Consider the following 7,537-nt stretch of genomic DNA (forward strand, 5'->3'; position numbering starts at 1 on the left):
GCGGGGTACTCCTCGGCGGCCCGACGCGCGGGAGACCGAGCCGGCAAGCGGGCTCGGCTGGGCAGCAACCCGGAGCTGTCGTCGGCTCGGACCGCCCTGAACCGTTGACCGCCGCAAATCCCTCCGATCGGGACACGCAGCGCTCCAAGGTCTATGCGGCCGAGCACTTCGTCCGGACCTTGTTCGACCGTGCGGCTGAGCACGGATCGCAGGCCGTCGAGTTCTTCGGCACCCAGCTGACCCTGCCGCCGGAAGGGCGGTTCGCCTCGGTTCCGTCGGTGCAGCGCTACGTCGACGACGTCTTGTCGCTGCCGGCGGTGCGGCGGCAGTGGCCGGCGATTTCGCCGCTGACGGTGCGGGCACGGCGGGCGGCCACCGCGGCACACTACGAGCAGCGCGACGGCGTCGGGGTGATCGCCGTGCCGGACCGGCAGACCGCAGACTGGGCGATGCGAGAGCTCGTCGTGCTGCACGAAGTGGCGCACCACCTGAGCGACGCGGGCCCCGCGCACGGCCCGGCGTTCGTGGCAACCATGTGCAGACTGGCCGAGCTGGTGATGGGCCCAGAGCTCGGGCATGTGCTGCGGGTGGTCTACGCGAAAGAAGGCGCCCGATGAGCGAGTCGGCTGCCCAAAGCGACACCGAAGCCGATGTTCGCGCCCGTCGAGTCGAGGCACAGCTGACCGACGACGAGCGGTTCTCGCTGCTGGCCAGCGTGATGGGTGGCAGTGAGCTCTTCCCATTCCACGACGAGCGCTTCCCGGCCGACGTTCCGAGAAGCGCGGGCTATGTGCCCGGCATCCCGCGTCTGGGCGTGCCGGCGCTGCGGATGAGCGATGCCAGCCTGGGCGTGACGAACCCCGGCTACCGGCCCGGCGACACCGCCACCGCTCTCCCGGCCGGCCTGGCGCTGGCCGCGACTTTTCATCCGGCACTGGCGCGTTCGGCTGGCGCAGTCATCGGGAGCGAAGCTCGCACCAAGGGCTTCAACGTGTTGTTGGGTCCCGGGATCAATCTCGCGCGTGACCCACGCAACGGCCGCAACTTCGAATACCTTTCCGAGGATCCACTGCTGAGCGCCACCATCGCTGCTCAGTCGATCACCGGAATCCAGGAGCAGGGCGTCATCTCGACGGTCAAGCACTACTCACTGAACTGCAACGAGACCAACCGGCACTGGCTGGACGCGGTAATCGACCCGGACGCACACCGCGAAGCCGACCTGTTGGCGTTCGAGATTGCCATCGAGCGCTCCCAACCGGGCGCGGTGATGACGGCGTACAACAAGGTCAACGGCGAATACGCCAGCCGTAACGACGTGTTGATCAACGACATCCTCAAAGGCCAGTGGGGATACCGCGGTTGGGTGATGTCCGACTGGGGCGGAACACCGAGCTGGGAGTGCGCGCTCAACGGTCTCGACCAGGAATGCGGCGTGCAGATCGACGCTATTCTCTGGCAGGCTGAGGCGTTCACCGAGCCGCTGCGAGCCGCCTACGCCGACGGCAGGCTGCCCAAAGAGCGGCTCTCGGAGATGGCCCGCCGGATTCTGCGTTCGATGTACGCGGTAGGAGTCGACTCGTGGGACACAGCGCCCGCACCGATTGCTCGTGCCCACAACGCTATTACGTTGGACATCGCCCGGCAGGGGATTGTGCTGCTGCAGAATCGTGGCCTACTGCCGCTGGCACCTGAGTCGGCCGCGCGGGTGGCCGTAATCGGCGGCTATGCGCAGGTCGGTGTCCCGACAGGATTCGGGTCGAGCACCGTTGTTCCGCCCGGCGGTTATGCGAGCATTATCCCGATCGGTGCGCCCGGCTTGGCCGGCAACGGCCGCAACTTGTATCTATTACCGTCGAGCCCGCTCGAAGAGTTACGAAAGCGCTTGCCGCACAGCTGGATCGAGTTCGACCCCGGCATCAGCCCGGCTGAGGCGGCGCTGGCGGCACGGCGGGCCGATGTCGCCATCGTCTTCGGCATACGCGTCGAAGGGGAGGGTCTGGACAGTGCTGACCTTTCGCTGCCGTGGGGTCAGGATGCGGTGATCTCGGCCGTGGCTGATGTCAACCCGAATACCCTGGTGGTTCTGGAGACGGGCAACCCGGTTGGCATGCCGTGGCGTGCGTCGGTCAACGCGATACTGCAGGCCTGGTACCCGGGGCAGGCCGGTGGTCAGGCGATCGCGGAAATCGTTGTCGGCCAAATTAATCCGTCGGGTCGGCTGCCGGTGACCTTCCCGGTGGATCTGGCGCAGACGCCGCGTCCTGTGCTGCCCGGCCTTGACGTGCCGTTGGGAACGCCGACGACGATCCACTACTCGGAGGGATCAGATGTTGGATACCGGTGGTTCGCGAAGACGGCGGTGGCCCCGATGTTTGCGTTCGGGCACGGCTTGTCCTACACCAGCTTCGAGTACCAGGACTTGACGCTGCAAGGCGGGGACACAGTCACCGCAAGCTTCACGGTCATCAACACCGGCGACCGCGCGGGAGCCGATATCTCGCAGCTGTACCTGACCGCCGACACCGACGGAATGCTACTGCGGCTGTTGGGCTATCAACGTGTCGAGCTCGAACCTGGCGAGTCCCGCCAGGTCAGCATCGAGGCCGATCCGCGCCTGCTCGCCCGCTACGACGGCCGGGCTGGTAGCTGGCGAATCGACGGCGGCGTCTATGCGGTGGCGGTGAGCACTTCAGCGGTGCAGCCGAAGCTCACCGCTGAAGTCGAGCTGGTTCCCCGGGCCTTCGGCCGCGTGATTCACGGCCGGCTTGACCGCGGGACGGAGGCTACTTGACGGCTACCAGTTCTTCGCCGCAGGTGCAGAGATAAGCCTGGCTGCCCTCGGCGCAGTGGCACTCGACCTCCACAAGCACCCGGCATCCGCAGCCGTCGTGGCCGCAGGTCAGTACCGTGCCCTTCGCGTAATCGGTCATGTCTGTGAACCCCTTCTGATGTCAGGAACCTTCGGTTGGGCTCCATGCGTGCATCGCCACCATACCCCCCAAGGGTATGTCGCGCAGCGATACCCGCCGCGAATCGCCAGCTGGTTCTGGATCACCGAACCTCGGTTTGATTGCCCGGCTCCTCCTCGGGCCACTAGGGGGCCCTCGTCGTCGCCGGGCTAGCGTTAAACGCATGAGCCAGGAACCAACCCCACAGCAAGTCGATACGTTCCTCAACAGCATTGTGATCGGCGATGACCCGGCGCTGTCGGCGGCTTTGGAAGCCAGCGATTCAGCCGGACTGCCGCCCATCGCCGTATCGGCACAACAAGGCAAGTTTCTTTCGCTGCTGGCCGGCGCGACCGGGTCTCGCCGCATCCTCGAAATCGGCACACTCGGCGGCTTCAGCACCATCTGGCTGGCGCGCGGCGCCGGCCCGGAAGGGCGCGTGGTGACGCTGGAATACGAGGCCAAGCACGCCGAGGTGGCGAAAGCCAACTTGGAACGAGCCGGCGTCGGCGAGCGGGTCGAAGTAGTTGTGGGAGCCGCGCTGGACACGCTGCCCACCCTGACCGGTGGCCCGTTCGATCTGGTGTTCATCGACGCGGACAAGGAGAATTACGTCGCCTACCTGGAGTGGGCGCTCAAGCTGAGCCATTCCGGCTCGGTGATCGTGGCGGACAACGTCATTCGCGAGGGCCGCGTGTTGGAACCGCAGCCCGACGACCACGCAGCCCAAGCGGTCCGTCAGACGATCGAGGCGATGGGTCAGCACCCGCGACTGGACACTGCCGTGATTCAGACGGTCGGCGCCAAGAAGTGGGACGGCCTCGCCATTGCCTTGGTCAAGTAGCTCGCGCGCCTTCGCGTGAGCGTGCATAGCGTGCCCGGGCCAAGCGGCGTGTCGTGTACAAACACGCACGCTTGCCCTAGGGGTGACAGTGTCATCCGCACACGGCACCGGTTGCCGCCGAACCCACCAGCTTGACGTACTTGCCCAGCACTCCGGTGGTGTAGCGGGGCGGCAGCGGAGTGAAACCTTCGCGCCGCGAAGCCAATTGGTCCTCGTCCACCAACACGTCAAGGGTCGCTTTCGCGACGTCGAGCCGGATCCGGTCGCCGTCGCGCAGGAACGCGATCGGCCCACCGTCCACCGCCTCGGGAGCGATGTGTCCCACGCACAACCCGGTGGTGCCGCCAGAGAACCGGCCGTCGGTCAACAACAGCACGTCCTTGCCCAAGCCCGCACCCTTGATGCCCCCGGTGATCGCGAGCATCTCCCGCATCCCGGGCCCGCCTTTTGGTCCCTCGTAGCGAATCACGACGGCGTCACCGGCAGTGATAGTGCCGTCTTCGAGCGCATCGAGTGCCGCGCGCTCACGGTCGAAAACCCTTGCCGTGCCCTCGAACACGTCGGAATCAAAACCGGCTGACTTGACCACGGCACCTTCCGGCGCCAGCGAGCCGCCGAGGATCGTGATTCCGCCCGTCGGGTGGATCGGGTTGTCCAAGGCTCGCAACACCTTGCCGTCCGGGTCGGGCGGTGCGATGTGCGCCAGATTCTCCGCCATCGTGCGCCCGGTCACGGTCAGGCAGTCGCCGTGCAGCAGACCGGCGTCCAACAGCGCCTTCATGATCACCGGCACTCCGCCGATGCGGTCGACATCGAACATCACGTGCTGCCCGAAGGGCTTGACGTCGGCCAAGTGCGGCACCTGCGATCCGACCCGCCGGAAATCGGCCAGTGACAGCTTGACGTTGGCCTCGTAGGCGATGGCCAACAGGTGCAGCACCGCGTTGGTCGACCCGCCGAACGCCATCACCACCGCGATCGCGTTCTCGAAGGCCTCCTTGGTGAGGATGTCGCGAGCGGTGATGCCGCGACGCAGCAGTCCGATGACCGCTTGACCACTGCGGCGGGCGAACCCGTCGCGACGGCGATCGGTTGCCGGCGGCGCGGCACTGCCGGGCAGTGACATACCCAGCGCCTCGGCGGCGCTGGCCATGGTGTTGGCGGTGTACATCCCCCCGCAGGCGCCCTCACCGGGGCAGATAGCCCGCTCGATGGCGTCGACATCCTCTCTCGGCATCAGCCCGCGGGCGCAGGCACCCACCGCCTCGAAGGCATCGATGATCGTGACGTCGCGTTCGGTACCGTCGGAAAGCTTCGCCCGCCCCGGCAGAATCGAGCCTGCATACAGGAACACCGAGGCCAGATCGAGCCGCGCGGCGGCCATCAGCATCCCGGGCAACGATTTGTCGCAGCCCGCCAGCAGCACCGAGCCGTCGAGCCGCTCGGCCTGCATGACGGTCTCCACGCTGTCGGCGATCACCTCGCGGGACACCAGTGAAAAGTGCATGCCCTCGTGGCCCATCGAGATGCCGTCGGACACCGAAATAGTGCCGAACTCGAGCGGATAACCGCCCGCGGCAAATACGCCCTCCTTCACCGCCTTGGCCAGCCGGTCCAGTGACAGGTTGCACGGCGTGATTTCGTTCCACGACGACGCCACCCCGATCTGCGACTTGGCGAAATCATCGTCGTCCATACCTACCGCCCGCAGCATTCCTCGGGCGGCGGCCTTCTCCAGGCCATCGGTGACGTCACGGCTGCGGGGTTTAAGGTCGACGGGCGGCGATTGGGCCGGCGTCGAGGCAAAGTCAGCGGTTACGGCCATCATCCAAGTATGCTCGCGGCGTTAAGGCTGCCCAAATTGACGACTATACCCCGCCCGGGTATAAGGCCGGAGTAATGATCGAAATGCGAACCCATGCCGGTCGCGCCGCGGCGGCTCTGGCGGCGCTGCTAGCCGTCTTAGTGCTGTCCGCCTGTAGCGGGTCCTCGACCAAAGACAACGCCGGCGCTCCCAAGCCCCCCAATCACAACCTCGCCGACGTCGCCTTCGCGACGCACATGATTCCGCACCATCAACAGGGTGCCGACCTCGCGGCAATGGTTCCGGCTCATTCGACCAACGCCGACCTGATCAAGCTGGCGTCGGGCATCGCATCGACTCAGAAATCGGAGATCATGATGCTCGCGGGCATGGTGACGCAGTGGAGCGCTCAACCCGATGCCGACACCCGCGGGCCGGCCGATAAGGCCATGACGGGCATGGTCGATCAGGCAACCCTGACCAAATTGGGAACGTTGAACGGCACCGACTTCGACAAGTTGTGGCTGCAGTCCATGATCAGTCACCATCAAGGTGCACTCGACATGGCCAACACCGAGATCAAGAACGGCAAAGATCCCGACGCAATAGCAATGGCGAAGAAGATGGCCAGCGCGCAGCAGGGCGAGATCAACCAGATGGTAAAGATGCTGGGAGGCTAGATGGCATCGGCACGCGGCTATTCGTCGCAGAAAGACAACTACGCGAAGCGGCTGCGGCGCATCGAGGGCCAGGTGCGCGGTATCGCGCGCATGATCGACGAGGACCAGTACTGCATCGACGTCCTTACCCAGATCAGCGCCGTGAACAGCGCGCTGCGGGCGGTGGCGCTAAACCTGCTCGACGAGCATCTCGGCCACTGCGTCAGTCGCGCGGTCGCCCAGGGCGGGGACGAAGGCGACGCCAAGCTGGCCGAGGCCTCGGCGGCCATCGCGCGACTCGTCCGCTCCTGATCACTCACTTTTCCGGTAGACCGTGGTTGAGTAGTGGCCGTGGGCGCACTCCGTACCGATGGAGCCGCGCCCGCCGTCGGTTTAATGATCCGTCCCGGACGTAGGGGTCCCTGGACACCGCAAACCGTCCTGCAGTTAGCGGTGTTGGCAGGCGCCGCTTTCATCTACGTCACCGCGGAGATTCTGCCGGTGGGCGCGTTGCCGGCGATCTCGCGGGATCTGCATGTCAGCATCCCGGCGGTCGGCACACTGCTGGCGTGGTACGCCCTGGTGGCGGCGGTGACGACGGTTCCGCTGGTGCGCTGGACCGCACGCTGGCCACGCCGGCGAACCCTGCTGCTCGCGTTGACCTGCCTGACCGCCTCGCAGCTGGTCTCGGCGATGGCGCCCAACTTCGCTGTTCTAGCGGGAGGCCGGGCGCTCTGTGCGCTGACGCACGGCCTGCTGCTGTCGGTCCTCGCCCCGATCGCCACCCGGCTGGTGCCGGCCAGCCACTCCGGCCGCGCAACAACGTTGGTCTATGTCGGCATCGGGCTCGCGGTGGTGGTCGGCAGCCCGCTGACGGCGGCGATGAGCCTGCTCTGGGGCTGGCGGATGGCCGTGGTGGTCATCACCGCAGGCGCGGCTTTCATCACCGTGGCGGCTTGGGCCGCGCTGCCGGAGCTCGTGCTGAGCGGCGACCAGCTCGCAAGCGTCGCGCGCGGTGCGCGTCATCATCGCAACCGCCAACTAGTCACCGTGAGTGTGCTCACGCTGGTCGCCGTCATCGGCCAGTACATCTGCTATACCTACATCGTCGTGATCATCCGCGACGTGGTCGGAGTCCGAGGGCCCAATCTAGCGTGGCTGCTGGCCGCCTACGGCGTCGCCGGGCTGAGCGCGATGCCCCTGGTCGCCCGGCCGCTGGACCATCGGCCCAGGGTCGCCGTAATCAGCTGTGCCGCGGTTTTGTGGGCGACGTTCATGC

General features: G+C 66.3%; 8 protein-coding genes and 1 pseudogene. 7 read left to right on the forward strand and 2 right to left on the reverse strand.

The genetic code is table 11. The features are described 5' to 3' along the window. The 3 genes and pseudogenes from WA317_RS03985 to WA317_RS03995 all read left to right on the forward strand — a co-directional run. Window positions 1-108, forward strand: a pseudogene (locus WA317_RS03985) (DUF2786 domain-containing protein); the annotation flags it as partial. After that, complete coding sequence (locus WA317_RS03990) at window positions 105-617, forward strand: TIGR04338 family metallohydrolase (RefSeq protein WP_425171806.1); 513 nt, start codon at window positions 105-107, stop codon at window positions 615-617. The pseudogene WA317_RS03985 and the gene WA317_RS03990, both read left to right, overlap by 4 nt. Next, window positions 614-2,794, forward strand: a complete 2,181-nt coding sequence (locus WA317_RS03995) for a beta-glucosidase family protein (RefSeq protein ID WP_425171807.1) — start codon at window positions 614-616, stop codon at window positions 2,792-2,794. The genes WA317_RS03990 and WA317_RS03995 overlap by 4 nt, the downstream gene beginning before the upstream one ends. Here the strand turns inward: WA317_RS03995 and WA317_RS04000 are convergent. After that, window positions 2,787-2,933 (reverse strand): metallothionein, encoded by a 147-nt coding sequence (locus WA317_RS04000; protein WP_425171808.1) that lies wholly within the window; start codon window positions 2,931-2,933, stop codon window positions 2,787-2,789. The genes WA317_RS03995 and WA317_RS04000 overlap by 8 nt on opposite strands. A 202-nt stretch (window positions 2,934-3,135) precedes the next feature. Between WA317_RS04000 and WA317_RS04005 the strand changes: the two genes are divergently transcribed. After that, the gene (locus WA317_RS04005) at window positions 3,136-3,795 is read left to right on the forward strand and encodes an O-methyltransferase (protein WP_425171809.1); all 660 of its coding nucleotides are present in this window, start codon (window positions 3,136-3,138) and stop codon (window positions 3,793-3,795) included. A gap of 91 nt (window positions 3,796-3,886) precedes the next feature. On the opposite strand, the gene ilvD is transcribed toward WA317_RS04005, so the two are convergent. After that, window positions 3,887-5,620, reverse strand: a complete 1,734-nt coding sequence (gene ilvD / locus WA317_RS04010; protein WP_425171810.1) for a dihydroxy-acid dehydratase — start codon at window positions 5,618-5,620, stop codon at window positions 3,887-3,889. 74 nt (window positions 5,621-5,694) lie between these two features. Here ilvD and WA317_RS04015 point away from each other — a divergent pair, with 74 nt between their 5' ends. The 3 genes from WA317_RS04015 to WA317_RS04025 all read left to right on the forward strand — a co-directional run. Beyond that, window positions 5,695-6,279, forward strand: coding sequence for a DUF305 domain-containing protein (locus WA317_RS04015; RefSeq protein ID WP_425171811.1), 585 nt, complete (start codon window positions 5,695-5,697; stop codon window positions 6,277-6,279). After that, window positions 6,280-6,570, forward strand: coding sequence for a metal-sensitive transcriptional regulator (locus WA317_RS04020; RefSeq protein WP_425171812.1), 291 nt, complete (start codon window positions 6,280-6,282; stop codon window positions 6,568-6,570). A gap of 84 nt (window positions 6,571-6,654) precedes the next feature. Further along, the coding region (locus tag WA317_RS04025) for an MFS transporter (protein ID WP_425171813.1) at window positions 6,655-7,537 on the forward strand (883 nt) is incomplete at its 3' end.

The organism is Mycobacterium sp. (assembly GCF_049802695.1).
Classification (GTDB): domain Bacteria; phylum Actinomycetota; class Actinomycetes; order Mycobacteriales; family Mycobacteriaceae; genus Mycobacterium.